The organism is Mesorhizobium helmanticense, assembly GCF_003034915.1.
Classification (GTDB): domain Bacteria; phylum Pseudomonadota; class Alphaproteobacteria; order Rhizobiales; family Rhizobiaceae; genus Mesorhizobium; species Mesorhizobium helmanticense.
On record NZ_PZJX01000026.1, the window covers coordinates 122,959 to 147,728 of the forward strand.

Annotated in this window: 24 protein-coding genes; 14 read left to right on the forward strand and 10 right to left on the reverse strand. The window is 63.4% G+C overall.

The annotated features are described in order from the left end of the window. Window positions 1-58: 58 nt before the first annotated feature. Both C9427_RS13070 and C9427_RS13075 read left to right on the forward strand, forming a co-directional pair. On the forward strand, window positions 59-823 hold the full coding sequence (locus C9427_RS13070; RefSeq protein ID WP_107649579.1) for a tellurite resistance TerB family protein: 765 nt from the start codon (window positions 59-61) through the stop codon (window positions 821-823). 268 nt (window positions 824-1,091) lie between these two features. Next, window positions 1,092-1,856, forward strand: a complete 765-nt coding sequence (locus C9427_RS13075) for an SDR family oxidoreductase (protein ID WP_107649580.1) — start codon at window positions 1,092-1,094, stop codon at window positions 1,854-1,856. Window positions 1,857-1,860: 4 nt separating this feature from the next. Here the strand turns inward: C9427_RS13075 and C9427_RS13080 are convergent, their stop codons facing one another. Together C9427_RS13080 and C9427_RS13085 are read right to left on the reverse strand one after the other, a co-directional pair. Further along, window positions 1,861-2,235, reverse strand: a complete 375-nt coding sequence (locus C9427_RS13080; protein ID WP_107649581.1) for a YciI family protein — start codon at window positions 2,233-2,235, stop codon at window positions 1,861-1,863. Window positions 2,236-2,317: 82 nt separating this feature from the next. After that, entirely contained in the window at window positions 2,318-3,502 is a 1,185-nt protein-coding gene (locus C9427_RS13085) for a pyridoxal phosphate-dependent aminotransferase (RefSeq protein ID WP_107649582.1), read from the reverse strand. 100 nt (window positions 3,503-3,602) lie between these two features. On the opposite strand from C9427_RS13085, the gene C9427_RS13090 reads away from it, so the two are divergent. The 4 genes from C9427_RS13090 to denD all read left to right on the forward strand — a co-directional run bounded on the left by C9427_RS13090 (window position 3,603) and on the right by denD (window position 6,538). After that, the gene (locus C9427_RS13090) at window positions 3,603-4,289 is read left to right on the forward strand and encodes a GNAT family N-acetyltransferase (protein ID WP_107649583.1); all 687 of its coding nucleotides are present in this window, start codon (window positions 3,603-3,605) and stop codon (window positions 4,287-4,289) included. A gap of 13 nt (window positions 4,290-4,302) precedes the next feature. Further along, window positions 4,303-5,289 carry a cation diffusion facilitator family transporter gene (locus C9427_RS13095; protein WP_107649584.1) on the forward strand — a complete coding sequence of 329 codons (987 nt, stop codon included), beginning with the start codon at window positions 4,303-4,305 and terminating at the stop codon, window positions 5,287-5,289. A 63-nt stretch (window positions 5,290-5,352) separates the two neighbouring features. Further along, window positions 5,353-5,559, forward strand: coding sequence for a hypothetical protein (locus tag C9427_RS13100; RefSeq protein ID WP_097572168.1), 207 nt, complete (start codon window positions 5,353-5,355; stop codon window positions 5,557-5,559). Between the two features lies 1 nt (window position 5,560). After that, window positions 5,561-6,538 (forward strand): D-erythronate dehydrogenase, encoded by a 978-nt coding sequence (denD, locus tag C9427_RS13105; protein ID WP_107649585.1) that lies wholly within the window; start codon window positions 5,561-5,563, stop codon window positions 6,536-6,538. Window positions 6,539-6,579: 41 nt separating this feature from the next. Here denD and C9427_RS13110 read toward each other — a convergent pair whose 3' ends face one another. From C9427_RS13110 to C9427_RS13125, 4 genes are all read right to left on the reverse strand, one after another. Then, window positions 6,580-7,740, reverse strand: a complete 1,161-nt coding sequence (locus C9427_RS13110; RefSeq protein ID WP_107649586.1) for a nickel/cobalt transporter — start codon at window positions 7,738-7,740, stop codon at window positions 6,580-6,582. Further along, window positions 7,737-8,405 (reverse strand): DUF1007 family protein, encoded by a 669-nt coding sequence (locus C9427_RS13115; RefSeq protein ID WP_107649587.1) that lies wholly within the window; start codon window positions 8,403-8,405, stop codon window positions 7,737-7,739. The genes C9427_RS13110 and C9427_RS13115 overlap by 4 nt, the downstream gene beginning before the upstream one ends. A gap of 88 nt (window positions 8,406-8,493) precedes the next feature. After that, on the reverse strand, window positions 8,494-9,393 hold the full coding sequence (locus tag C9427_RS13120; RefSeq protein WP_107649588.1) for a LysR family transcriptional regulator: 900 nt from the start codon (window positions 9,391-9,393) through the stop codon (window positions 8,494-8,496). Window position 9,394: 1 nt separating this feature from the next. Then, entirely contained in the window at window positions 9,395-10,594 is a 1,200-nt protein-coding gene (locus tag C9427_RS13125) for an amidase (protein WP_107649656.1), read from the reverse strand. Window positions 10,595-11,137: 543 nt separating this feature from the next. On the opposite strand from C9427_RS13125, the gene odc2 reads away from it, so the two are divergent. Together odc2 and C9427_RS13135 are read left to right on the forward strand one after the other, a co-directional pair. After that, the gene (gene odc2 / locus C9427_RS13130; RefSeq protein ID WP_097572163.1) at window positions 11,138-12,271 is read left to right on the forward strand and encodes an ornithine/lysine decarboxylase; all 1,134 of its coding nucleotides are present in this window, start codon (window positions 11,138-11,140) and stop codon (window positions 12,269-12,271) included. A 96-nt stretch (window positions 12,272-12,367) separates the two neighbouring features. Then, a complete protein-coding gene (locus tag C9427_RS13135; protein ID WP_107649589.1) occupies window positions 12,368-12,940 on the forward strand; it encodes a GNAT family N-acetyltransferase in 573 nt (190 codons plus the stop codon). Between the two features lie 167 nt (window positions 12,941-13,107). Here the strand turns inward: C9427_RS13135 and C9427_RS35405 are convergent, their stop codons facing one another. Next, on the reverse strand, window positions 13,108-13,392 hold the full coding sequence (locus tag C9427_RS35405; RefSeq protein ID WP_107649590.1) for an SCP2 sterol-binding domain-containing protein: 285 nt from the start codon (window positions 13,390-13,392) through the stop codon (window positions 13,108-13,110). Between the two features lie 224 nt (window positions 13,393-13,616). Here C9427_RS35405 and C9427_RS13145 point away from each other — a divergent pair, with 224 nt between their 5' ends. From C9427_RS13145 to C9427_RS13170, 6 genes are all read left to right on the forward strand, one after another. Beyond that, window positions 13,617-15,395: a chloride channel protein gene (locus C9427_RS13145; protein ID WP_107649591.1), complete on the forward strand. Its 1,779-nt coding sequence runs from the start codon at window positions 13,617-13,619 to the stop codon at window positions 15,393-15,395. 389 nt (window positions 15,396-15,784) lie between these two features. Further along, window positions 15,785-16,891 carry an efflux RND transporter periplasmic adaptor subunit gene (locus C9427_RS13150; protein ID WP_167434340.1) on the forward strand — a complete coding sequence of 369 codons (1,107 nt, stop codon included), beginning with the start codon at window positions 15,785-15,787 and terminating at the stop codon, window positions 16,889-16,891. Continuing rightward, window positions 16,888-20,091, forward strand: coding sequence for an efflux RND transporter permease subunit (locus C9427_RS13155; protein WP_107649593.1), 3,204 nt, complete (start codon window positions 16,888-16,890; stop codon window positions 20,089-20,091). The genes C9427_RS13150 and C9427_RS13155 overlap by 4 nt, the downstream gene beginning before the upstream one ends. A 164-nt stretch (window positions 20,092-20,255) precedes the next feature. After that, the gene (locus C9427_RS13160; RefSeq protein ID WP_107649594.1) at window positions 20,256-20,915 is read left to right on the forward strand and encodes a L,D-transpeptidase; all 660 of its coding nucleotides are present in this window, start codon (window positions 20,256-20,258) and stop codon (window positions 20,913-20,915) included. A 10-nt stretch (window positions 20,916-20,925) separates the two neighbouring features. Then, the gene (locus C9427_RS13165; RefSeq protein WP_107649595.1) at window positions 20,926-21,438 is read left to right on the forward strand and encodes an OmpA family protein; all 513 of its coding nucleotides are present in this window, start codon (window positions 20,926-20,928) and stop codon (window positions 21,436-21,438) included. Window positions 21,439-21,734: 296 nt separating this feature from the next. Further along, window positions 21,735-22,022 carry a DOPA 4,5-dioxygenase family protein gene (locus tag C9427_RS13170; RefSeq protein ID WP_107649596.1) on the forward strand — a complete coding sequence of 96 codons (288 nt, stop codon included), beginning with the start codon at window positions 21,735-21,737 and terminating at the stop codon, window positions 22,020-22,022. A gap of 227 nt (window positions 22,023-22,249) precedes the next feature. Here C9427_RS13170 and C9427_RS33795 read toward each other — a convergent pair whose 3' ends face one another. From C9427_RS33795 to C9427_RS13180, 3 genes are read right to left on the reverse strand one after another with little or no spacing between them, the layout of a single operon-like run. Then, complete coding sequence (locus C9427_RS33795) at window positions 22,250-22,603, reverse strand: ubiquitination-like system serine protease family protein (protein ID WP_146172535.1); 354 nt, start codon at window positions 22,601-22,603, stop codon at window positions 22,250-22,252. Continuing rightward, entirely contained in the window at window positions 22,600-23,988 is a 1,389-nt protein-coding gene (locus C9427_RS13175; protein ID WP_107649657.1) for a HesA/MoeB/ThiF family protein, read from the reverse strand. The genes C9427_RS33795 and C9427_RS13175 overlap by 4 nt, the downstream gene beginning before the upstream one ends. A 5-nt stretch (window positions 23,989-23,993) precedes the next feature. Further along, entirely contained in the window at window positions 23,994-24,656 is a 663-nt protein-coding gene (locus C9427_RS13180) for a multiubiquitin domain-containing protein (RefSeq protein WP_107649597.1), read from the reverse strand. Window positions 24,657-24,770: the final 114 nt, after the last annotated feature.

The window sequence follows — 24,770 nt, forward strand, 5'->3', positions numbered from 1 at the left end:
TCTTCAACGTCCGCAACCTGCCCGTGCACGTTCGGCCGGGCCAATTCTGGAGGCATTGATGCTCGATCCCAAGAAGCTTCTCGACGATCTGCTTGGTTCGCAAATTCCCGGAACAGGGTCGACCGTCCGTGACAAGGCGGGTCAGGCGGTGCAGATGGCCAAGGACAATCCGCTGGCCGCGGGTGCTCTGGCCGCTGTGTTGCTTGGGACCGGCGCGGGGCGTCAGGTAACCGGTGCCGCGGTCAAGCTTGGCGGCCTGGCCGCGATCGGCGGCCTTGCCTACAAGGCCTACCAGAATTACAAGAGCGGCAGCGCGCCGGCGGAAGCACAAACGGCCGGCGAACCGGAATTGCTGCCGCCGCCCGCCGACACCAGCTTCCACCCCTCGCAGGCGCCGCAAGGCGAGGACGCCTTCACGCTGACGCTGGTGCGGGCGATGATTTCGGCGGCGAAGGCCGACGGCCATATCGATGATGGCGAGCGGCAAAAGATCGCCGGCAAGCTCAGCCTCGCGGGCATCGGCCCCGACGCAGAGAAATTCCTGATGTCGGAGCTGGAGACGCCGCTCGATCTTGATACGCTGGTCGCCGGCGCCCAGACCGATGCGCAGAAGCTCGAACTCTACACCGCTTCGCGCCTGACCATCGATCCCGATACGCGTGCCGAACGGGGCTATCTCGATCTGCTCGCCGGCCGCCTCGGCCTGCCGGATGCACTGGTCGACCATGTCGAGGCGACGGTGTCGGCGGCAAAGGTACCGGCATCGGACGCCAGCCAGACGGCAAAGGCTGCCAGCAAGACCGCACCCAATTCGCGCTGGTAGGCTGCAACCATAGAGGGCCGACTGGCAAGATTTCGCGCTAACGTTTCGTTAACCCGGTAACGTCTCGTTAACCTGGCAAGCGCATGATTTTAGGCAGTCGGATCGGCTTTCCTCCTCCCAAGCCCGGTTCAGATCAGGGCGGCCGCTCCTTGGCCGCCCTTTTTGTCCGGCTTTGCCTCGCCAGCTTGGCTTGCCGCTGGCAGCTTCAGCTTGCCATCGGCGTCATCATTTGCGATGGCACTTCCAGCCATGACCCGGGAGGACGGCGATGACAGCCAAGACAGTTTCCAGAACCGCCATCGTCACCGGCGCCGGCACCGGTATTGGCAAAAGCGTCGCCACGGCGCTGCTCGGGGCCGGCTGGAACACAGTGTTCTGCGGGCGCCGCAAGGAGGTGCTGGACGAGGCGATCGCCGAGGCCGGACCGACCCAGGCCAAGGCATTGGCTGTCGCCTGCGATATCAGCAAGGCCGACCAGGTGGATGATCTGTTCGAGACGGTGGCGGCCGCCTTCGGGCGCGTCGATCTGCTCTTCAACAATGCCGGCATGAGCTACAAGTCGACACCGATCGACGAAATCCCGGTCGACGTGTGGAACGACATTGTCGGGGTTAATCTCACCGGCTCGTTCCTATGCGCCCGCGCTGCCTTCGGCGCCATGCGCAAGCAGCAGCCTATGGGCGGCCGCATCATCAACAATGGCTCGGTGTCGGCCTATGCGCCGCGGCCGGGCTCGGTGCCCTACACCGCGACCAAGCACGCCATTACCGGACTGACCAAGACGCTGGCGCTGGATGGCAGGCCCTATGATATCGCCTGCGGCCAGATCGACATCGGCAACGCGCTGACCGACATGGCGCAGGCGATGACGGTCGGCGTGCCGCAGGCCAATGGCTCGATCGCCGCCGAAGCGGTGATGGACGTTCAGCATGTCGCCGATGCCGTCGTCCATATGGCCAGCCTGCCGCTCGACGCCAATGTGCTGTTCATGACGGTGATGGCGACGAAGATGCCGTTCGTCGGACGAGGGTAGCCGCTCATCCCTGCGATAGCGGCACGCCGGGAAGATACAGCGAAATCGGGCGGATTTCGTAGACGGCGGTCGGATTGACACGGCGAAGATCCCGGGCGATCGCGATCGCGGCATCGCGTGTGGCGCAGTCGACGACATAAAGACCCAGCAATTGCTCCTTGGTCTCGGCGAAGGGGCCGTCGATGATCAATCCGTCGCCCGGCCCGCGCAAGGTCCAGGCATCCTGGGTCGCCCCGAGCCGCGCCGAAGGCCCAAGTGTGCCTTCCCGGTAGAGCCGATCGTTGATCTCGAGCAGATCGGTCATCAGCGCCGCATCCTGCTCCGGCGTCAGCGCCTCGATCGCTTCTTCCACGTGATAGGCAAGGATGGCGTAAAACATCGAGGGTTCCTTTCTCAGGTCGTGAATATCCAAGGACGATCGAAGGGGGCCTTTGCCAAAATGGTCAGCCCGGGTTCCCGTGTCACTTGCCCAGGAAGGCCTCGATCCGCTCCAGCGCGCGCAGAATGTTTTCTTCGGAATTGGCGTAGGAGAGCCTGACATAGCCTTCGCCGAGAATGCCGAAATCAGGACCGCCGATCAGCGCGACGCCGGCATCCTCCAGCAGCGCCGAGGCGAGTTTCTTAGCCTTTCGACCTGTCCTGGAAATGTTGGGGAAGGCGTAGAACGCGCCCTTGGGCGTGATGCAGGAAACGCCGGGCAAGGCATTCAGCCCCTCGATCACCACCTTCCTGCGGCGGTCGAAGGCGCGCATCATCGTGTCGACATCGTCCTGAGGACCATCGATGGCGGCAATGCCGGCATATTGGCTCGGCGCGTTGACGCAGGACCAGCAGTTGACCGCCAGTTTGCGCACCTTGTCGTAGAGGTGGGCGCCCTTGTCGCCGTTCGGCCAGATCGACCAGCCCATGCGCCAGCCGGTCATCGCCCAGGTCTTCGACCAGCCGTTGAGGATGATCAGCCGGTCGCGGATTTCGGGAAAATTGAGCAGCGAGCAATGCGTCTCGCCGTCATAGGTCATGACGTCGTAGATCTCGTCCGAGAGGATGGCGACATGCGGGTGCGCTTCGAGCCCCTTCACGAGCTTCTCGATCTCGGCCCTGGGCGTGACGCCGCCGGTCGGGTTGGCCGGCGAGTTGAGGATCAGGAGCTTGGTCTTCGGCGTAATCAGCGCCAGCGTCTCCTGCGCCGAAAAAGCAAAGCCGTTCTCCTCGCGCATCGGCACCGGCACAGGGGCGGCGCCGGTGAACTCGATCATCGAGCGGTAGATGGGAAAGCCGGGATCGGGATAGAGGATCTCGGCGCCCGCTTCGCCGAACATCAGGATCGCGGCGAACATGGTCGGCTTGCCGCCAGGCAGGATCATCACCGCCTCGGGCGACACCTCGACGCCGGTAGTGGTCAGCGTGCGGCGCACCACCGCCTCGCGCGTCGCCAGCAGGCCGTTGGCCGGCGTATAGCCGTGATGGCCGTCGCGCAGCGCCTTGATCGCCGCTTCGACAATGTGCTGCGGCGTCTTGAAGTCGGGTTGGCCGATGCCGAGATTGATAATGTCGCGGCCCTGATGGGCAAGTGCCGTGGCACGCGCGAGCACCGCGAAGGCATTTTCCTCGCCGAGACGGTCGAAGGCCGCAATCGTGTGGAGCATTTTTCCCATCCCTGTGGTTCTTACTGTGGGCGAGCGTTTTTGTGAGCGTCCGTAGCCAAATGTCAAACGGATTGGAGCCCAGGTGTCGGAAAATATTGGGGTGTCGGAAAATCTCGAGAATTGGCAGCCGCGTCCGCGGCCAGAACGCAGGATCATCGAAGGCCGCTATGTCAGGCTCGAACCGCTGAACGCGGCAAAGCATGGCGACGGCCTCTACGAGGCATCGTCGGTGCCTGACATCGGTGGCCGCTTCGCCTGGCTGCCCGATTATCCGCCGGAAACCCGCGCCGCCTTCCAGCCCTGGCTGGACAAGGTCGAGGCCAGCGAGGATCCACTGTTCTTCAGCGTTATCGACAAGGCCAGCGGCAAGGTCGCCGGGCGTCAGACCCTGATGCGCATCGATCCGGCCTATGGCGTGATCGAGATCGGCAACATCTATTGGGGGCCGCTTATCTCGCGCAAGCCGGCGGCGACGGAAGCGCAGTTCCTGTTCATGCAATATATCTTCGACGAGCTTGGCTATCGCCGCTACGAATGGAAATGCAACAACCGCAACGAACCGTCGAAGCGCGCGGCGGAGCGTTTCGGCTTCAAGTTCGAAGGCATTTTCCGTCAGCATCTTGTGGTCAAGGGCGAAAACCGCGATACCGCGTGGTATTCGATCATCGACAAGGAGTGGCCGGCATTGCGCAGAGCCTATGAGGCATGGCTCGATCCGGCCAATTTCGATGGCGATGGCCAGCAGAAGCGGCGGCTCGAGGATTTCCGCGCCGAGTTCGGGGCGTAACAGGAGCAGGCGGATGGCTCATAGCCACGACCATGGTTCGCAAAAGCACGACCACGGCGCCGGCCATGTGCATGGCTCGACCGACAAGAAGCGCGTCCTGATCGCTGCCTGCCTGACCGCCGGCTTCATGGTCGTGGAGGCGCTCGGCGGCCTCCTCACCGGCTCGCTGGCGCTGCTGGCGGATGCCGGCCACATGCTCGCCGATTGCATCGCGCTCGGCCTTGCCTGGTATGCCTTCCATCTGGCAAGCCGGCCGGCGACCGTTCGCCTCACCTACGGTTTCGGCCGGGTCAAGACTTTGGTCGCCTACACCAACGGCATTGCCATCTTCGCCATTGCGCTGTGGATCGTCTATGAGGCCTGGGGGCGCCTGCAGGCGCCGGCGCCGGTGCTCGGTGGGCCGATGCTGGTCGTTGCGATCGCCGGCCTGGCGGTCAATATCGGTTCCTTCTTCGTGCTGCATGGCGGCGATCGTGAAAGCCTGAACATGCGCGGCGCCATCCTGCATGTGCTGGGCGATCTGCTCGGTTCGGCGGCGGCGATCGTGGCGGCGCTGGTCATCCTGGCGACGGGCTGGACGCCGATCGATCCGATCCTGTCAGTGCTCGTTTCGCTGCTGATCCTGTCCACGGCATGGTCGCTGATGCGCGAAGCCGCCCATGTGCTGCTCGAAGGCGTGCCGGCAAGCCTCGACCGCGACCTGATCGCCAGGGATCTGGAGGGGACGGTCAAGGGCGTGCGCGAAGTGCATCACATGCATGTCTGGTCGCTCGACGGTTCAAGCAACATGGCGACATTGCATGCCTGCCTCAACGAGGGGGTCGACGCCCATAGCGCGGTCAGCGCCATCAAGAAGCGGCTTGCGGCCGAGCATGGCATTTCACATGCTACCGTCGAACCGGAATTCGGCCAGTGCGCCGACAGCCTTCACGAGCATGATGAGCACCGTGAGCACGACCATACGCACGAAGCGGCACCGCATGGTGGCCACTATCACTGATCCAGGAAACTCCATGGCATTGGCAATGAGCTTGATGAACCCCCGCCGCCCGGGAGCCGCGTGATGGATCGCGACACGCGCAATGCGGCGATCGGCGCTGCCTGGGTCCTGCTCTTGTTCGGCATTGCCGCCTACTATCTGCCAACGGTGATGCTGGCGGTCGGCAGCGTTTCGACCGTCCTTGCCGGTGTCGTCGCCGCCGTCTTCATGGTGGCGATTTTTGTCGTGTTCTGGCTGCGTGGCCGCAACCAGCGCAAAAAGGGTCTTTGATATGCGCATTCTGATTACCGGTGCCGCTGGCATGGTCGGCCGCAAGCTCGTCGCCAGGCTGGCAAAGGATGGGACGCTCAACGGCCGCAAGATCGCCGCGCTCGACCTCCACGATATCGTGCCGCCGCAACCGCCGGTCCTGGAAGGCGTCAACGTCGCCATCCATACCGGCGATCTTGCCGCGTCTGGCGCGACGCAAAGGCTGGTCGCTTCGCAACCGGATGTGATCTTCCACCTCGCCGGCGTCGTGTCGGGCGAGGCGGAAGCCAATTTCGACCTTGGCTACCGCGTCAATCTCGACGGCACGAGGGCGCTGTTCGATGCCATAAGGCTGGCGGATTTTGCGCCGCGCGTCGTCTTCACCTCGTCGATCGCCGTATTCGGCGCGCCGTTCCCGGATATCATTCCGGACGAATTCCATCCGACGCCGCTGACCTCCTACGGCACGCAGAAACTGATGGGCGAGGCCCTGCTTGCCGACTATTCCAGGCGCGGCTTCTTCGACGGCATCGGCATCCGGCTGCCGACCATCTGCGTGCGGCCGGGCAAACCGAACAAGGCGGCTTCGGGCTTCTTCTCGGGCATCATCCGGGAGCCGCTGAGCGGCCAGGAGGCGATACTGCCGGTGCCGCGCTCGGTGATGCATACCCATGCCAGCCTGCGCTCGGCGGTGAATTTCCTGATCCATGCGGCAGGGATCGATGGCGGCACTGTCGGGCCGCGCCGCAACCTGACGATGCCGGGTGTCGCCGTCACCGTCGGTGAACAGATCGAGGCGCTGGAACGCATTGCCGGCGTCGAAGCTGTGAAACTGATCCGCGAGGAGCCCGACGACACGATCTGGGCGATCGTGCAGGGCTGGCCGACGCGGTTCGAGGCCCGGCGCTCGCGGGAGCTTGGCTTTGTCGCAGAAGAAAGCTTCGACGACATCATCCGCGCCCATATCGAGGATGAGCTGGACGGCAAGATTTCCGCTTAAGGCGGAACCACTACGCGTCCAGCCGGAGACGCGAAAGGGTGTTACACGCCGCCCGTCAGGCTTGCCGACAAAAGCAGCAGACCAAACAGGAATACGAAGGCCGCGCCGCCAATCTCGACGATCGAGTGGATGCGGTTGCCCATGCGGCCGTCGCCGGCGAAATAGACTGCCCAGTTCTTGGCGGTCACGGCAATCGTCGCCAGCGCCGAAACCGTGATGGCGGTTCCCAGAGACATCGCCAGCACTGACAGCAAGCCGCCGAGCCAGAGCCCGTTGAGCAAAGCGAAGCTCAGCACGATCAGCGCGCCGGAGCAGGGGCGGATGCCGACGGCGGCCACTGCCGACCAGGCCGTGCGCCAGTCGAAGCGATCGCCGGAAAGCAGCGCCGGGTCCGGCGCATGCGAATGGCCGCAGGTTTCACAGACCTCGCCGGCCGCATGATCGTGGTGAGCGTGTGCGCCATGATCGTGGTCATGTGCGCCATGGTCGTGATCGTGGGCATGGTGATCATGCGCGTGGTCGTGATCGCCATGCGCGTGCGAATGGGCATGTGCCGAATGGGCAGCATGCGAATGGCCTGCATGCGAGTGGCCGGCGTGAGCGGCTGAAAGGCTGTAGGCCGGGCCGGCGCCGAACAGGCGCAGGATGGAGGGGCCAAGCTTGCGCCACAGCAGCCAGGCGCCGAACAGGGTGACGAAGACAAAGCTCATGATCTCCATGAACCATGCCGCATCGGTCATCGAGATGGCGGTGCCGCGCAGCACGAAATAGGCGAGCAGCATGACGGCGACTGCCGTCAATCCCTGCAGCAGCGCCGACACGAAGGACAGCAGGATGCCGCGCTTCAGCGCCACTTCGTTCGCCACCATGTAGGACGAGATCACCGCCTTGCCGTGGCCGGGGCCGGCGGCATGGAAAATGCCATAGGCGAAGGAGAGGCCGACGAGCAGCCACAGCTTGCTGCCGTCCTGGCGCATCGCCTTCATGGCCGTCGCCAGCGCGCGGTAGAATTCCTGCTGTTTGAGATTGATCCACATCAGTATGTGGGCGAACGGGCCAGAGGCGCTGGGGGCCATGCCGTCGTTGGTGCCGATGCCGAGCGAGCTCTGGGCGTGGGCGGAGCCAAGGAAATGCGTCATCACCAAGGTGACGGCCAAGAGGCCGAATGCCAAACGCAGGGACGGTTTCGTCACCGGATCTATCCTTCTGGCTGACAGGTCAGTTCAAGCTTGGTGGCAAAGATCTTGCTCATGTCGGTGCCTGTCGGATCGTTGAAGAAAGCGTCCGTCAGGGTCTTCTGGTTCTCGGCGATCGCCTCGTCGGGATCGGGACGAACGACCTTGCTGGTGCAGGTCGACGGCAGACCATCGACCTGCATGTTGGCGTCCTCGGTGAAATCGATCGCCGTGTAGAAGGTCGGATCGTAAACGCCGATATCGATCTTGCCGGCCAGCTTGATCGGCGTCTTCGGCTCGGATTCGAACAGGATGATGAGCTGGTCGTTGTCGAAATTGGCCATCAGATGCGGAGGCGGGTTCATCGGCACGTCCTTGCCGTCGACGGTGACGAGCTGGAAGTAATTGAACTCCGCCAGCGAAGCGTGGACGGTGTCGGCGACATCCTTCAGCTCCTTGTCGTCGAGCTTCAGGTCGGAATTCTTGTCGAACTCCATCATCACAGTACTCGAAAACAGATCGTCGAAGCGCCAGAGATGGCGCAGCGCTTTCACACTTTGGTGATCCGGGCTCAGCACCACTTCGAGGCGGGCCTCGGCGAAGACGTGCGGATGCGCTCCGGCCGGCCCGGCCACGGCAAACGCTGCCGCCATGGCCGAAGCCATCATGGTTGCTTGCCGTTTCAGCTGCATTCTGGGCCGCGATTCCACCGACTTCGGAGAGTTGTGGAGAGTGACCAGAAAGGGGGCGAAAATGGGACCGCGCCGCGACTGAAACGGATCAAGCGTTTTCACGCGTCTTGAACCACTGCACCAGGAAGTCGACGAAGACGCGCACCTTGGCGGGCAAATAGCGCCGATGCGGGTAGACGGCGAAAATGCCTGCGCCCGACAGGATGCGGTCGTCCAGCGCGGCCACCAGCCGGCCGCTCTCGAGGTCGGGTGCAGCGATGAAATCCGGCAGTATGGTGAACCCCAGTCCCGACACGGCGGCAGCTCTTGCCGCCATCGGGCTGTTGACCTCGATCGGACCCGAGACCGAAACGCTCACGGTGTCGTTACCGTCGCCCTTGAATTGCCAATTGTTCAGCCCGCGACCGTTGGTGTCGACGATACAGGGGATGCGAGCCAGGTCCTGGGCCCGCGTCGGCTTGCCATGCTTGACGATCAACTCGGGAGAGGCGCAGAGCCGTACCGAAAACGGCGCCAGGCGCCTGGCGATCAGCGAGGAGTTCTCCAGCCGCGAGATTCGCACAGCGAGATCGAAACCTTCCTCGACCAGATCGACGAAGCGGTCATCGAGATGGATATCGAGCACGATGTCGGGATGCTGCTTGGCGAAGTCGATCAGCGACTGGCCGATCGGTGCGTCGGCAAAGGTGCGCGGCGCCGAAAGCTTGATCCTGCCGCGCACGTCGCCGGAGGATTCGCGCACCGCATCGGCCAGGCTGTCGACCTCGCGCACGATTTCGGAGGCGCGGCGGTAGTAGGTGTGGCCGGCCTCCGTCATCGAGAACTGCCGCGTGGTGCGGTTCAACAGCAGCGCGCCGAGTTCGTCCTCCAGCTCGCGCACATACTTCGACAGCAGCGCCTTGGAGCGGCCGATCTTGCGCGCGGCCGCCGAAAATCCTTCGGCCTCGACCACGTCGATGAAGGCGCGCATGCGGGTCAGCGTGTCCATGTCATGGGCTCCCTGAAGAGGCAGCAAGGATGCGTGCGGAGAGCGCCAGCAAATGCCGGTCGCTGTTCTTCGGCCCCAGCAGCGAGAGGCCGAAGGGCGCGCCGTCTACCTTGCCCAGCGGCAACGTGATCTGCGGAAAGCCCGCCAGGCCGGAAAGGCACAGCAGCCTCAGTGCGCGTTCGCGGTAGGTCTGCAAATCGTCGAAGGCAGCGGCCTTGAGCGGGGCCGCGCCAGGGACGGTCGGCAGCACGAGCACGCCGTCCTCGCCAAGACGCTCGGCAAGTTCGCGGCCGAAGGCATCGCGCCGCTCCGTTTCATGTCGCGCCGTCGCGGCATCTATGGTCGCACCGTGCTCGAAACGTTCCTTGACGAAGGGCCCAAGCATGCGGCCACTCTGCGAAATCCAGGCGCCATGGCTTTGCCAGGCCTCGTATCCCTGCAGCTTGCGGAAGCACCAATAGAGATCGTCGGTGGAATGCGACAGCGGTGCGATCGTGCGCGATGCGCCCATCACCGAAGAAACGCGCTGGACCATGCCGGCATATTCATCGGTCTCTTGCTGGCCGAGCACGAGCCCGTCCAGCGCATCGAGCGCAAGGGGGCGCTGCAAGTCGCGGGGCTGCGGATCGTCGCCGAGCAGCACCTCGCCGACCTTCTCATAGGTCGCCATGTCCCTGGCGAACCATCCGAACGTATCGAAGGAAGGGGCGAGCGGCATGGTGCCGGCGAGCGAGACGCGGCCATGCGTCGTCCTGAGGCCGATCAGGCCGCAGAAAGCTGCCGGCGCGCGGATCGAGCCGCCGGTGTCGGACCCGGTGGCGATGTCGGCAAGGCCGCCGGCGACCGCCGAGGCGGATCCGGATGACGAGCCGCCGGTGATGCGGTCGGGTGCCGCCGGATTGACCGGCGAGGGGAAATGCGCGTTCAGCCCCATCAGGGAAAAGGCGAGCTCGTCGGTCTGCGTCTTGCCGACGAAGCGCGCACCCGAATCAAGCAGCGCCTGGACGGCAGGCGCGGTTGCCGCGGCGGGTGAGGCTTCCTCATATTTCTGCGGATTGCCGCAGCCGGTACGGTAGCCGGCCACGTCGAAAATGTCCTTGACGGCCAGCCGAAGGCCGGCAAGCGGGCCTGATTGCGCATGCGCAACTGGAATCTGGTCGAGGTCGAGAAAAGCGTTCAGGGGGCCGCGAGTGCCTGTCATGCGTTCAATATCCGGATACAGTCTGTCCAACATTGTGCGCTGCTGGAAATTTTACAACCTTGCCTGTCGATTTTTATTGATTGTGAAACCCTTCGCTCTTATATCGCGCTTGCCCAAAGTCGCACGTGCCTGTGGGTGTCCGCCGATCCTCGAATGGTGAGGGCAATCGGTAAGGTAACTGGAGCCAACCCCTCCAGTCGGTTTAGTGGCCAACCACCAAACCGAGGACACCTTGAAGCAACGACGGTGCGGGCCTTTCTGGTGTTCTGCCGGTCGTCCAAAGACCGGGGTTACTGAAGAGGCACACCTTCATTGCCGGCAGTGCGGACGGGTCTCCCATCCAAGCCAAGGCAGACAAAGCGAACCGAGGCCGGGCAAGGCCAAGGTTCACCGCCGCGAGACGGCGATTCGTGGTTCCGGGGTCTCCACCGGCTGGTTCCATGAATTTTCGTCCCGCCTTTGTTTGACCGCGTGTTCGCGAGGCCGAGAGCCTGCGTCCCGCAGCCTTTGTGCGCGCCGCAAGGCGCTGATGGAGAGACCCCGATGGCCACCCAGCGCATCCTTGATTTCCTCGCCACCCGACGTCCGACCGGCCCTTGCCTCGTCGTCGACCTCGATGTCGTGCGCGACAACTTCCGCGCTTTCGAGAAGGCGCTTCCCGATTCCAAGATCTACTATGCGGTGAAAGCAAATCCGGCGCCGGAAATCCTGCGCCTCCTTGCTACGATGGGCTCGTCCTTCGACACCGCCTCCGTTGCCGAAGTCGAGATGGCGATGGACGCCGGTGCGCCGGCGCATCGCATCTCCTTCGGCAACACCATCAAGAAGGAGCGTGACATCGCACGCGCCTATCAGCTCGGTATCCGGCTGTTCGCGGTCGACTGCGTCGAGGAGGTCGAGAAGATCGCCCGCGTGGCTCCCGGCGCCCGCGTGTTCTGCCGCGTCTTGACCGACGGCGAGGGCGCCGAGTGGCCGCTGTCGCGCAAGTTCGGCTGCGTACCGGCGATGGCGGTCGACGTGCTGCGCCATGCCAAGTCGCTCGGCCTCGATGCCTATGGCGTGTCGTTTCATGTCGGCTCGCAGCAGACCGATTTGAACGCCTGGGACCGCGCGCTTGGCGACGCCAAGAAGGTGTTTGCGACGCTCGCCGAGGAAGGCATCGTCCTGAAGATGGTCAATATGGGCGGAGGCTTCCCGACCCGTTATCTCAGGGACGTGCCGGTGGCGCAGGACTATGGCCAGGCGATCTTCTCGGCGCTGCGCAGGCATTTCGGCAACGCGATCCCGGAAACGATCATCGAACCGGGCCGCGGCATGGTCGGCAATGCCGGCGTCATCAAGTCGGAAGTCGTGCTGATCTCGAAGAAGGCCGACAACGACAATGTGCGCTGGGTGTTCCTCGACATCGGCAAGTTCGGCGGTCTCGCCGAGACGATGGACGAGGCGATCCGCTACGCGATCACCACGGCGTATGACGGCACCGAGACCGCGCCTTGCGTGCTTGCCGGCCCGACCTGCGATTCGGCCGACGTGATGTACGAGAAGACGCCGTATCCGCTGCCCCTGTCGCTGACCATCGGCGACGAGGTGCTGATCGAGGGCACCGGCGCCTACACGACCACCTATTCGGCGGTCGCGTTCAACGGCTTCGAGCCTCTCCGATCCTACGTGATCTGACGGCTCGCGAGAGTTGCTCAGATCACCCCAGGTGGGCGCCGTCGCCCGCCCGGGCTCGCCTGTGGAACAGATCTCCGCTCGTGAAGGATCGCGGAAATGGAAATGCCAGTTGAAATCGTAGACCGCTCGCCGGCCTTTTCGATCGTCGCCGAAACCGCTGCCGACATTCCGGCGCGTGAGGCTTTGCTCGATCGCGCGATGGGACCGAAGCGCAGGAAGAAATCATCGGAAAAGCTGCGGCGCGGCCGCCGGCCTTCGGAAGGCCTGGCCTTCGTCGCGCGCGATGCATCAGGTGCGGTCGCCGGCAGCGTGCGGCTGTGGGATCTGGTGCTGGGCGAGGGTGGCCCGGCAGCGCTTCTGCTCGGTCCGCTCGCTGTCGATCCGGCACTCAAGAATGTCGGCATCGGCTCGGCGTTGATGCGCCATGCCGTGGCGGAGGCCGCGCGGCTCGGCCATGCCGCGATCCTGCTCGTCGGCGACGCCCCTTACTATGGGCGTTTCGGATTCTCGGCCGCCAAGACCGGCGCGCTCGCCATGCCGGGACCCTATGAGCGGCACCGTCTGCTGGCTCTGGAACTGGTGGACGGTGCGCTGAGCGGCGCCCAAGGCACGCTGAAGGCCGCGGGGCGCAAGCAGAAGGCGCCGATGGCGCTGACTTTCGCGGCGTAAGCCTTCAGCCGGCTGTAGAAGCAGAAACGCCGCCCATAGAGCGCGTCGCACGACGCGCTTTACTTGTGCATGTCGTTATCCCAAAACCGCTGCGCACTTTTGGGCGACATGCACCGGGCGGCGTTTTTGTTTCATGCGTGAACTGGTCAGCCGATCATCAAAGCGGCTCAGCCGATCAATTGGCTCAGCGCCATGGCGACGCTCATGTCGCCCTCGACCTTGATCTTGCCGGTCATGAACGCCATGGTCGGGTTGAGATCACCAGCAATCAGCGAATCCAGATCGTCGAGCGAAAGCTTTATGGTGCAGTCGGTCGGCGCGTCGTCGGTCGAGATTGTGGCGCCGTCGATGACGATGACGCCGTCAGCGCCGGTATCGAATTTCACGGAACGATCGAACCCGGCACTCGCCACGCGCGATCTGATCTTGTCGGCAATTTCCTGAACGCTCATGCCGTTCTCCTCGTCTCGTTGCGTTTGTCGCGCATTGGCGCTGGGCGCATATAGCTTCGGGTTGACGTTTACGTCAACGCGGTTTCCCGCGACGAAGATGGTCTTATCGACGCATGAAGTCGTGCTGTCCGGCCCACCCGCCGACGGCCGGCATTGCGGTTGCCATGCGATGCCGCCGGGCGTATCAGGCTTTCATTTTCCCTAGATATCGGCGAGCCGCCCCGGTGCTTTCCAGAAACCAACCGCAAGTCTATGCCCGCCGGCTGCGCGCAGTGCTGATCAGGTCGCTGCCGCTGCTCGAGGCGCGCGGCATCGCCGTGGTCCTTCTGGCCGGCGTGGTCGGGGTAATGGCGGGCGTGCTGGTCACCGCGATGAGCCAGATGGTGCAGGACCTGCACGGGCTGCTGTTCGGCGTTCAGCCGGGTGGGCGGCTTTCGGGGATGTTTTCGCTGGAGAGCCCGGTGCAGGCGCTGATCCCGGCGATCGGCGGCATCCTGCTCGGGCTGACCGTGATCTGGCTGAGGATCCGGAAATTCCGCACGCCGGTCGATCCGATCGAAGCCAATGCGCTTTACGGCGGGCGCATGTCCCTGACCGACACGTTCATCATCGCCGGTCAGACGATGATCTCGAGCGGCTTCGGCGCCTCGGTCGGGCTGGAGGCCGGCTACACGCAGGTCGGCTCCGGCATGGCATCGCGGCTGGCGCGGGCCTTCAGGCTGCGCCGCAACGATGTCCGCATCCTGGTCGGCTGTGGTGCTGCCGGCGCGATCGCGGCCGCCTTCGACGCGCCGCTGACCGGCGCCTTCTATGGTTTCGAGCTGGTCATCGGCATCTACTCGGTCGCCAACGTAGCGCCGGTGATGACGGCGGCGATCGCGGCCTCGCTGACCGCCGAGGTCTTCGGCGGCGTTCCGTTTCCGCTGGAGCTCTCGGGCCTGCCGGCGCTCACCGCCAGCCAGTATCTGCCATTCCTGCTGCTGGGATTGCTGGGCGGCGCAGCCTCCATCGCCATCATGCAACTGGTGACCCTGATCGAGCGCGGTTTCGTGCGGCTGTCGATCGATGCCGCGCTGCGCCCCTTCATCGGCGGCTGCATTGTCGGGCTGCTTGGGCTGATCACGCCGCAGGTTCTGTCCAGCGGCCATGGCGCGCTGCATCGCGAATTCGCGATGAATTACGGGCTTGCCGTGGTGACCAGCGTCTTCCTGCTGAAGCTGGCGGCATCGGCGGTCTCGCTGGGCTCGGGCTTTCGCGGTGGACTGTTCTTTGCCTCGCTGTTCCTCGGCGCCCTGCTCGGCAAGATGTTCGCCGAAGTGATGGCCGTCGTTTCGCCGGCAACGGGCATCGATCCCGCCGTCGCCGCCGTCGTCGGCATGACGTCGCTTGCCGTCGGCGTCGTCGGCGGCCCGCTGACGATGACGTTCCTGGCGCTGGAATCGACCCGCGACCTGACGCTCACCGGCGTGGTGCTGGCGGCCTCGATCATGGCGGCGATCCTGGTGCGCGAAACCTTCGGCTATTCCTTCTCGACATGGCGTTTCCATCTGCGCGGCGAGACGATCCGCAGCGCGCATGACGTCGGCTGGATGCGCAGCCTGACGGTCGGCTCGATGATGCGAAAGGATGTCCGCACCATCGATGCCTCGAAAACGCTGGCCACCTTCCGCAAGGAAGTGCCGCTCGGTTCGGCCCAGCGCGTCATCGCGGTCGACGCCGGGCACTATGTCGGCGTGCTGATCGTCGCCGAACTGCATAGCGACCTGTCCGACGGGGAGACGCCGGTGCTATCGCTCGCCAAGTACAAGGACGCCGTCCTGGTGCCGACCATGAACGTGCAATCGGCCGCCGAGACTTTTCAGCGCGCCGGCGCCGAGGAATTGGCCGTGGTCGAGGATTTCACCGACCGCGTCGTCGTCGGGCTCCTGACCGAAGGCCATCTGATGCGGCGTTACGCCGAAGAACTCGACAAGGCGCGGCGGGCTCTGTCGGGCGAGGGGTAGGGCACCTGACAGGCCAGTCTTTCCCTGGTTGGAAAAACCCGAACGGGCACGAGGCGTGCTAATTCGCTCTGGCGGTGAGCCTGACAACGTCGCTGTCGGCCACTCCTTTAATCCGCGACTGAATTTAGCCCGGTGGCGGAGCAGCCACAGTGTGGACATTTCAGCCCACATGGAAAATGATCATGTTGCCATGCACAACACTGCAGTGCTCTGATCTCGACGAGAAGCCTGAGCGTTGAAGCGGATCAACCGACCTCCGGGTCCAGCGAGTGGGGACGCAAATGGACACCCCCGAGAATGGGCAATTGCATCGCGACGCGGGCAGGCGACCCCGTCGATCGGCCGGCTGGCTTACCCGCGCCGCCGTGTCGGCGGCATTCCTGCTCGGCATGGCTTTCAGCAGCACTGCGTTTGCGCAGGACCAGCAGCTACCCGAGGTGACGGCGGCCAAGCCGGTGGTCCGTGAAATCGTCGAAGACGACGAGTTCGTCGGGCGCTTCGAAGCCGTCGACCAGGTCGCCATCCGTTCGCGCGTCAGCGGCTATCTGGACAAGGTCAGCTTCCAGGACGGCGCACTGGTCAACAAGGGCGACCTGCTCTTCACCATCGACCAGCGTCCGTACCAGGCGGCTTATGATGCCGCCAAGTCGCAAGTGGACGTCGCCAAGAGTCTGCTCGAATTCTCCAAGATGCAGCTGGATCGCGCCGACGAACTCGCCAAGACCGGCAATATCTCAACCGCGACGGTCGACGACCGCCGGCGGGAATACCTTTCGGCGCAGGCGCAGATGCAGGGCGCGACGGCTGCGCTGACGACGGCCAGCCTGAACATGGAATTCACCGAGATCAAGGCGCCCTTGTCCGGCCGCATCGACCGCCGGCTGGTGTCGGTCGGCAACCTCGTGCAGCCGGATTCCACCTTGCTGACGACCATCGTTACGCGCGATCCGATCGACTTCTATTTCGACGTCGATGAGCGCCTGTATTTCAGCTACGCCCGCGACGCGAAGGAGCGCGGCGGCAGCATGCAGGAAGGCGCCGGCGGGCTCGATGTGGTGGTTCGCGTCGCCGACCGCGAGGAGGCGGTATTTAAAGGCAAGCTCGATTTTGCCGAGAACCGGATCGACAACGCGACCGGCACCATGCGGGTGCGTGCAACGTTTCCCAACGCCGACGGCGTTCTCCAGCCAGGCATGTTCGGGCGCATCAACGTGCCGGGGTCGCTGCCACATAGCGGGGTGCTGGTGCCCGACGAGGCGATCGGCGCCGATCAGGATCGCCGCATCGTGTTCCTGGTGGATGAGGCCGGGATGGTGTCGGCGAAGCCCGTGCGCACCGGCCCGCTTCTTGACGGTTACCGGGTGATCCGCGCGGGCCTGACCGGCGACGAGACGATCATCGTCAACGGGCTGATGCACGCCAGGCCCGGCACCAAGGTGAAGGTCGAGATGGTAACGTTGCCGCCCAAGGCCGAGACCGCCGGGTTGCCGCAATGAGGTTCGCCCATTTCTTCGTCGACCGTCCGATTTTCGCATCGGTCGTTTCGATCGTCCTGCTGATCCTCGGCGGGATTGCCTATACCCAGCTGCCGATCGCGCAATATCCCGAGATCGCGCCGCCGACCATCGTCGTTCGCGCGCAATATCCGGGCGCCGACGCCGAGACGGTCGCAGCGACGGTGGCAACGCCGATCGAGCAGGAAATCAACGGCGTCGAGGGCATGCTCTACATGTCGTCCTATTCGTCGGGCGACGGGGCGATGGCGCTGACCATCACCTTCAAGCTGGGCACCGATCTCGACCAGGCGCAGGTGCTGGTGCAGAACCGCGTGTCGGTCGCCGAGCCGCGCCTGCCCGAAGAAGTCCGCCGCCTCGGCATCACCACCATCAAGAGCTCGCCCGACCTGATGATGGTCGTGCACATGCTGTCGCCCGACAATACCTACGACCAGCTCTACGTCTCGAACTACGCCCGCTCGCGGGTGCGCGACATACTGCTCAGGTTAGACGGCGTCGGCGACCTCATCATCTTCGGCGAACGCGAATATTCGCTGCGCATCTGGCTCGATCCGGAAAAACTGTCCGCCCTGGGGATGACCTCGGGCGATGTGGTGCAGGCGCTGCGCGACCAGAACGTCCAGGTGTCGGGCGGCTCGATCGGCGCGCCGCCGACCAACACCGGCACGGCGTTCCAGTACACGGTCACCACGCAAGGCCGCTTCAACGACGCACGCGACTTCCGATACGTGATCGTCAAATCGACCGACGACGGCCGCCTGATCTCGCTACAGGACGTGGCGCGCATCGAGCTCGGCGCCAAGGATTACGTCACCAACTCCTATCTCAACGGCAAACCGGCGGTGGCGCTCGCCATCTTCCAGCGGCCGGGCACCAATGCGCTCGCCGCAGCCGCGGAGATCCAGGACAAGATGAAGGAGCTTTCCCGCGACTTCCCGAAGGGATTGAGCTACGACATCGTCTACAATCCGACCGAGTTCGTCGCCGAGTCGATCCAGGAGGTCTACAAGACGATCCTCGAGGCGATGGTGCTGGTCATCATCGTCATCATCGTCTTCCTGCAATCGTGGCGCATGGCGATCGTGCCGATCGTGGCAATCCCGGTGTCGCTGATTGGCACGCTGGCGGTGCTTTACGCCGCCGGCTTCTCGCTCAACATGCTGACGCTGTTCGGCCTCGTTCTGGCGATCGGCATCGTCGTCGACGATGCGATCGTCGTGGTCGAGAACGTCGAGCGCAATATCGCCAGAGGGCTGGCGCCCAATCCGGCGTCGCACCTGACCATGGACGAAGTCGGCACGGCGGTCATCGCGATCTCGCTGGTGCTGATAGCCGTGTTCGTACCGACAGCCTTCATCCCCGGCATTTCCGGGCAGTTCTACCTGCAGTTTGCGATCACCATCGCGGTGTCGACGGCGATCTCGGCATTCAATTCGCTGACGCTCTCGCCGGCGCTGGCCGCACTGCTGTTCAAGCCGCACCACGCCGCGGCGGCGCCGCCGCGCTTTTTCCTGGCGCGGTTCGGACGGGCGCTCGCCGACGGCTTCAATCGCGGCTTCGACAGGGTCGCCCACTGGTATTCGAGCATCGTCCGCGTGCTGGTCGGCTCGTGGATAGCGATCGGCGCCACGCTGGCCGTTTTCGCGGCCCTCATCTACGCCACGGTCTACATGGTGCAGACGGTGCCGCGCGGTTTCATTCCGTCGCTCGACCAGGGCTATGCGATCGTCGTCGTCCAGTTGCCGGACGGCGCCTCGCTGTCGAGGACCGATGCGGTCATCCAGCAGGCGTCGCAGATCATCCAGAAAACGCCTGGCGTCGACTACGCAGTCGCCTTCGCTGGCTTCTCCGGCGCGACCTTCACCAATGCCAGCAATGCGGGCGTGATCTTCGCCAGGTTCAAGCCGTTCGACGAGCGACTGAAAGCCGGCCAGTCGGCGCCCCAGGTCATCGGCAATCTGTTCGGCAGCCTGCAAAGCATCAAGGAAGCCTTCATCATCGCACTGCCGCCACCGCCGATCCGCGGCGTCGGCAATGCCGGCGGCTTCAAGCTGCAGATCCAGGAGCGCAACAGCGCCGACATGCGGCAGATCCTGGCGCTTGCCAACGAAATCGCCGGCAAGGCCAACAAGACGCCTGGGCTGACGGGCGTGTTCACCACGTTCTCCGCGTCGAGTCCGCAATTCTTCCTGGCGATCGATCGCGACAAGGCGCGCATCCTGAACGTGCCGATCCCCAACATCTTCGAGACGCTGTCGATCAATTTGGGCACCGCCTACGTCAACGACTTCAACGCTTTCGGGCGCGTCTACCAGGTGCGGGCGCAGGCCGATCAGGCGTTCCGCCTCGATCGCGCCGACATCTTGAAACTGAAGGTGCGCTCGGCGACCGGCGCGCTGGTTCCGCTCGGCACGTTGATCGAGATCCGCGACGTCACCGGCCCGGCGCTGGTCCAGCGCTACAACATGTACGTCTCGGTGCCGCTGCAGGGCAATGCCGCGCCCGGCGTTTCCACGGGCGACGCGCTGGCATTGATGGAAGGGATCACGGCAAAGACGCTGCCGGCCGGTACCTCCTATGAATGGACCGAGCTCGCCTATCAGGAGCGCAACACCGGCAATGCCGCTGTCTATATCTTCGGACTGTCGGTGCTGTTCGTGTTCCTGGCCCTGGCGGCGCAATATGAAAGCTGGGTGCTGCCGTTCGCCATTGTGCTGGTGGTGCCGCTCGGCGTGCTCGCGGCGTTGCTCGGCGTGTCGTTCCGAGGGCTGGACAACAACATCCTCGTGCAGATCGGCCTCATCGTGCTGATCGGGCTTGCCGCCAAGAACGCGATCCTGATCGTCGAATTCGCGCGGCAGGCGGAAGAACGCGGCCTGTCGGCCGCCGAGGCTGCCGTCGAAGCCTGCCGGCTCAGGCTGCGGCCGATCCTGATGACCGCCTTCTCGTTCATCCTCGGCGTCGTGCCGCTGATGATCGCAACGGGCCCGGGCGCAGAAATGCGCCAGTCGCTCGGCACCGCGGTGTTCTCCGGCATGCTCGGCGTCACCTTCGTCGGCCTGTTCCTGACGCCGGTGTTCTACGTCACGCTCAGGTCGCTGTTTTCACGGCGCAAGCCCCGTGCCGAGGCCGAGCCTTCGGAGCCGGCAGAGGCGCCATCGGAGACGGTCGCCGAGTAGGGTTACGAATTCGCCGCGTATCGCACGTGCTCGCCCCCACTCACCCCCAGCCAGAGGCTACCGGTCCGCGAACGGCGGACTGAAGCAACGCAGCATTTTCCACTTTGAGGCGAAATAATTCTCAACTATGGTCGCTAGGCTTGAGGCATGGGGGAATATTGCCGATGGTTTTATCACGCAGGGGTGTCGTGCTCGGCGGTCTGGCGCTGGTCGCGGTGGGTGCAACCAGCAATATTGTTCAAGCCGCGGCGGCAAAATCCTTTTTCGCCGGTACCGCCAGCGACAACAATTTTGTCTATCGCAAGACCAACTTCGTCAAGATTGACAAGAGATGGCATCGCCAGATCGTCAAGTATTTCAGCAGCGAGCCGGTCGGCACCGTCGTGGTCGATACCCGCCACCACTTCCTCTACGTCATCATGGAGAACAAGACCGCCATCCGCTACGGCGTCGGCGTCGGAAAGGACGGCTTCAAATGGTACGGCCGCGCGACGATCGACCGCCGCGCGCTGTGGCCGCAATGGGTCCCGCCCCCCGAAATGCGTAAGCGCAGGCCGGACCTACCGCCCATGATCGCAGGCGGCGCGTCCAACAATCCGCTCGGGCCGCGCGCGCTCTATCTGTACCGCGACGGCGCCGACATCGGCTACCGACTGCATGGCACGCTGGAGCCATGGAGCATTGGCACCGACGCTTCCAGCGGCTGCATCCGCATGTTCCCGGAAGACATCATCGACCTCTACCAGCGGTGTCCGATCGGCACCGCGGTGGAGGTCCTGCCGCATATCGCCGACCAGGCGCCCGCTTCCACCACTGTCGAATGATTGGCGCATCATGAACCGCATGATTGAAAACACGCGCCGGCTACTCGCCGCCGGCCTGCTGCTGCTGGCCGCATCCTGCTCGACCAGCAACACGCTGGCCCCTTCCACGCCCGACGTCACCAACGCCGAGATTGCCGGCTTCCAGAACGTACAGTCGGGCAGCGAGGAGGATTTTATCCTCAATGTCGGCCGCCGTACTTATTTCACGCAAGGTTCGGCCGCGCTCGATTCTGTCGCCAAGGCCACCCTCGACACCCAGATCGCCTGGTTGGCAAAGCATCCGCGCTGGCTGCTCAAGCTGCAGGGTTTCGCCGACGATCCCGGCGCAAGTGAAACGGCGCTGTCGCAGCAGCGTGCCGATGCGGTGATGGACTACCTCGCCGCCGGCGGCATAGACCGCAACCGCATGTGGGCCAAGGGCTACGGCAAGGACAGGCTTGTCCGCGAGTGCCCCGACACCGCCTGCAGGTCGCAGAACCGCCGCGTTGTGTCCAATTTGCGCGATGTGAGGGACGAGCCCTAGAGGGCCGCTGTTTTGCTCGTCACCAAATCAGAGTATGTCCGGTTTGTAGAGAAAACATACGTTCGACCTGAGGTCGTGAGCGGAGCGACCGCTTTCTCCAGAGTTCGATTCGAAAACAGACCGTCGGCAATCAGACGTGTAGGTCGCTCGCTTCTATGTCTGTGATTGACACAGAAGCAGTCATTGAAAAGGAACCAAACTCGCCGGCTGAACTGGCCAACGATTCTCGTGGATAGCTGTGGTTTTGTCGAGTTTAGGCCAAGTCTTGTCGTCGATCGTAGGGACACGGTTTCCGCGTGCGCCTGGGCAATTGGCGCGCCGAGCCGATCGGCCCGCACGAGCAGGCCATGTACCAGGTCCCCTTCGCCACCGGGATTTTCGCATCGCTGGTTCCATGGTTGATGCTGAACCATGGCGGCCTGAGCATCCTCATCCACCCCAACACCACCAACCCCAAGCGCGACCATCTGGTCGATCCGATTTGGATCGGTCGGGCGTTGGGGGTGAAGGGCGAGGTGCTTGGTGAGGAGGGCGAGGCGGAGGAGGCGCTGGAGGTGAATACGGAGCCGACGCTGGGGGCGTAGGGGGGCGATGATTTATTGTTTGGTAGCGGCCCGATTTAGCCGAGGACAACAGTCTACTGGGAGCCGGAAGCGGAACGTCCGCTTCCGGCGTGCAGACCTGAATAGCTATCTAAGTCCCGATGCTCGCTACGTCTGGGTAGCAGACTCTGACTGCTCATAGTCAAATCTGCTCGATTTGAGTCCTAAATTGAAAGCTGGGCAGATCACGACTCCCAGCTCGTTGGCCGCTAGGTCGATACCTGTCTTTCATCCCGCGCCCAGACAATCCGGCCGTCCCGAATGAAATAGTGGCTGCGGCAGCCTCGTATTCGGCGCACCGACGGATGCAGATCCGCTCTTCCGCCCTTTCCGACTGACGCCACCCAGCTGGGAGTATCGCGCCGGACGAGGCTCAGTCTGACAATCTCGCCGCATCCACAGGGGCAGATAAAGGCTGCAGCCCATGGCGTCTCGTCATCACCGATCAGATAGACCGTACGCGGCCTGGGTTTTTCCGGCATATCCGCCGACATTTCGGCGCGCCAGATGTCACGACCCAGAAGGCGATCAATGAATTGCCAGACGCGACCAAGCAAGGTCATGCCGCCGCGGCCTCAAGGCTGAGCTCAGGCATATCGAGAAGGGGGCGCACATCGCCTCGGCCGACATGTCTGCTGAGCAGCTCGCACGGCTCACCGTCGCCGTGATGGTCGTATATCCCGTGGCTGAGGCTGATCGCGTGAACCGCATACTCCTCATTGGGGTCGAGTCGGAAGGGGTGAAGCCTTGCCAGCAACTCGTTGACGGCCAGCGACGCGATCAAGCTGTTAAGTTGGATTACGGCAGGTCTGTCCTCAGCGACGCCCTTGATGTAGCCCTCCCGGCGCAACTCGCGATAGGTGGCCGGATCTGTCCTCATTAGCCCTGCCGCTCGCACCTGCTCCATAGAGTATACATGTCGGCTGTAGAGGCTAGACCCTCCAGGCTTCAGGTAGTGGACGGTGCCACAGACCTGATCGACCCCTCCTTCGCCATCCGCCTCCAACTTCACGCCAAGATCGAAGTAGGCCAGTCCGTAAAATGTTGCGAGACGATTGAGCATATGGCGACCATCGACGGAATCCATACATCCAAAGACCACATCACAGGACGCGATCGCGCGAATTGCATCGGCAGAAGAAAGTGAGGATGCGAAAACGCTGACGACGGTCCCCAAGCCGAGCTCTTCGATGGATTCCGCCATGAGCTCAACCTTCAGGCGACGTTGCTGAGCATCCACCTTTCGACTGTTTACAATCCGATTGAGATTCTTGTCCTCCACATGATCCGGATCAACCAGGACAAGCTCGGCAACACAATTCCTTGATAGTTGGTCTACTACCACGCTGCCTGTGCCCGAGCAGCCCACAACGCCGATACGAAGACGGCGGAGAATCTCGTAGGTCCCGGCGCCGAAACTTTGCGCGATCCTCCTTGCATGGTCCGGAATTTGTCCATGGCTTTCCTGGTGTGGCCAAAAGCGAAGATCGTCTCCCACAACATTCACGCATGCGAACGGCGAAAAGACTCCATCCTCGCTTACAAGGCGGCCGAACATACGATCACCGTCCAACATGACTGCGCTTCCATGCGGTCCATCGGCCCAGGCATGCACACTGGCAAACAGCTCACGATCCGAGGCGTCGTCAATCTCGGAGAAGCGGTCATAACCGATATGACCGTGGATCTTGATCAGCGACATGCCACGCTTGGACGCTCGAGTGAGCAATTCCGGGAGCATGTCGGTAGGCCAGGTGACGCGATCCGGGGCGCGGTCGCATCTTTCATACGCAATGAGGTGGACCTCACTCACAATGAGGCGATTGCGCCCCTGGTCCAGAGCTCGGCCACAGAGCAGCAAGGCGACCGCCTCGAGACCGTCACCGGGGAAAAGATGGTCCCTTAGGCGCGCATGTTGGCTGTCGTTTAACGTGAGCGAGACCCGCATCGTCATCATCCTTTGCGTAGTTCACGCGCGAGCCAATCATCAATCAGAGCGAAATGCGTCGACAGGCTGTCGAGACCCGGACGCCACGGATTGGCCGAAGTCCGATGCCTGCTCCAACGCTGCCACACCTTTCCATCAAAGCTGTCGTCGCTTGTAGCGGCGATCGCTCGCCCGTCCCTTCTCACCAAGGCCGGGCTAAAATACACCATGTCAATTTGCGCATCCGGATAGCCTGGATCGATCCTGACGTTTATGTCGGCCTTCTCCACCTTGTAGCCCGCAGGGAGCACCCATCCATAGATGATGACGCGCGGTGTTCCCCCTTCCGCCACCAACTCGTAGATCAGCCCTAGGCTTTCAAGCCACTCCTCATCCTCTTGCGGGAGCGAAAACTGGCGCCTGCCGGCGCCGAGCCCCTCCGTCTGATCCAGGGGCAGCGTCACGAACTTTTCAACACCAGGCTCGCGCAGGTCCACGCGCTCGTCCAGTTCGAGGCGCTTGGGCTGGCCCTTGTCCTTGAGATACAGCGCGAAATGTTCAACCGGGACCTTGCCCGCGAGTGTGAGCAGCTCGCGCGCGGTGGGCGTGGGATTGTCTGTTTCGAACTTCTGCTTGTCGATCTGTACCTTATAGGTTTCTTTCTTGTGACCCTTCTGCTCCTCATCCATACTGACCTCCTGTTGTTGCCGATGTGTCCTAGTGCTGCCAAAGCGGGCAAACGCGGACAAAAGACGGGGGTGAACTTTTTCATGATTGATTGTCCGAAACCCCGCAGGCACTCA